Genomic DNA, 2,111 nt, shown 5'->3' with positions numbered 1-2,111 from the left:
TGAGGATGTCTTATCCGTAGACCCGTCATCTATCAGTATTATCTGAAGATTGGAATGTATCTGATTATGAAGTGACTGAAGACACTCTGGCAAAAAACGCTTATCGTTATAAACAGGAATTATGACACTTATAAGATCATTATATTTAGCATTTGATTCATCAGCCATGATAATTACCTCTGAGGGTTAAACTCGCAAACGCTTCGCTTTTTGTTCGTTATAAAATCGCTGCTAACGCAGCTCTACTGGTACGGGGCTTATAACCCCGCACCAGAAATCAAGATAACCCACCACCTAAAGGTGATGGGTTATCTTGACCATTTTATATATTATCTGCTAATATGTTACAGACAACTTAAGGAGGTGTTAACAAATGCGCAACAAAATATTTATTCTACTGACAGCATCAGCCCTAATACTTGGAGGTTGCTCATCAAATTCAGTTGACGCTGAAGACACAAATGAAAACAATACCGTAATTTCATCAGAAGACGAAGAGACTCCTGTAGGAGACGAAGGAGAAGCACTTGAAAGCGAGGATTTAGATAATTCTTCCCTGGATGCAACAGATAACGACTCTGCTTCTGATGATGAATCTGCTTCTGAGGACGATTACTCAGCGCAGATCAAAACTGAAGTTGAAGATGTGGTATCATCCTCTTCTTCACTTACAGATGAGATTGATGGAATCTGCAAACTATACGAAAAATATGAAAATATTAGAATGGATGCAGAGACTCAGGTTGAAATGGACAGCCTTAGCCTCAATCAGCTGTATGTATGGCAGGCAGAAGCAGAGAGTCTTCTTGACCGCATCAATGAAGCAGATGGATCCCAATACGATGCTATCTACTCATCTTACACAGACTGGGAGCAGCATGTAGATGAAATCTCCCAAAAGATGGCTTATGAGTATGAAGGTGGTTCAATCCAGGGAATGATAATCAGAGTCTATAGCGCTGAGCGTTATAGAAATGAAGCTGTAAAACTTGCAGAAAAGCTTGCTACGATAAACGGTGATAGTGATTTTGAAGCACCCGATTTTGGTCCTGTTGGTTTCTATGGTTCATATGACAATCCGGAAAGCTGCATTATCTGCACAGAAGGCATGGAGAGTGGCTCCTACACTTTACTAATATGCATAAAAGATAATGAAGATATAAAAGGTTATATTACAGGACCTGATGATTTTGGCAGTTATGCATTCACAAGTGATGATGGTTCCATAACAGGTACTATTTCTTTCAAAAAAGGAGCAGGTCTGCAGATCACAGAAGCCCCGGATGATTGCCCGGTTCCTGCCGGAAGCGCAACCATATATGATGGAGCTTACTGATCCAAAAATATAAAAAAAATATTTCAAAACACCATAATACAAAACTAAATATTGCAAAATGCTTAAACCCTACCTCCACAAAAGGCGCCAAGGACATATTGTCTCTGGCGCCTTATATATTTGTGATAACATGATTCATTTAAGAAGGCCAAGACTTAAAGCAATAAGCATCTGTCCTAAGTAATAGATTGATATATGAATTACACGTACGCTTCTCTTCTTCTTTGAACCAAAAGTATTAAGCATCAAAAGGATATCACTTATAAGGAAAAGAAATGTTCCAAGCGCAAATACACCTTCAAATGAAGTCGGAGAAAGGATAAAATTTCCAATAGCCACAGCATTTAGTAGTGTGAGCACTTCTATATAGATGATTCCAGCTATCCTGATAGCTTTATCAACATATGTGTTTTTATATATTATCCGAATAATAAATATTGAAATAATAATACCTATGATAAGTAAAACAGGCAGAGCCTCAGACATTTTAGAAGCTGCAATAAGATATACTATATGTCCCAATAGGAAGAAAAAAACACCTGTAAGATGAATAAGCTGCTTATGATTTCTAAAAATATATCTTAGATTTACAAGTATATCTGCTATAAAGCCAAAGATAAGTCCAAGGATAATGAATTTAGATACATACAGATCGTTTCTGTTTAGAAGACCTATAAGCACAAAGCAAAGAGATGACAGCATTTTAAATAAAAGTGCTGCCACATTTCTATTTTTAGTTTCAGTATATAGATATAGACCCACACATACTGCACAT

The 2,111-nt window shown here is 37.1% G+C and carries 3 protein-coding genes; 1 reads left to right on the top strand and 2 read right to left on the bottom strand.

Annotated features, from left to right (window positions below; genetic code table 11):
- Positions 1 to 168 (bottom strand): glycosyltransferase family 2 protein (locus K6G87_RS20005; protein WP_296833365.1); only part of this gene is annotated, 168 nt, incomplete at its 3' end.
- Between the two features lie 205 nt (positions 169 to 373).
- Between K6G87_RS20005 and K6G87_RS18240 the strand changes: the two genes are divergently transcribed.
- The gene (locus tag K6G87_RS18240; RefSeq protein ID WP_296840479.1) at positions 374 to 1,336 is read left to right on the top strand and encodes a hypothetical protein; all 963 of its coding nucleotides are present in this window, start codon (positions 374 to 376) and stop codon (positions 1,334 to 1,336) included.
- A 135-nt stretch (positions 1,337 to 1,471) separates the two neighbouring features.
- Here K6G87_RS18240 and K6G87_RS18235 read toward each other — a convergent pair.
- Positions 1,472 to 2,111, bottom strand: a 640-nt coding sequence (locus K6G87_RS18235; RefSeq protein WP_296840476.1) for a lysoplasmalogenase, incomplete at its 5' end; no start/stop codon positions are given.

The sequence above is a fragment of the Butyrivibrio sp. genome (genome assembly GCF_024699075.1).
The sequence above is the reverse complement of the archived record's forward strand: the minus strand, read 5'-3'. Positions and strand labels throughout refer to the sequence as shown.

Bases quoted from the DNA above. Each gene is read 5' to 3' on its own strand.
- K6G87_RS18240 (WP_296840479.1), top strand. From the start codon at position 374: ATGCGCAACAAAATATTTATTCTACTGACAGCATCAGCCCTAATACTT.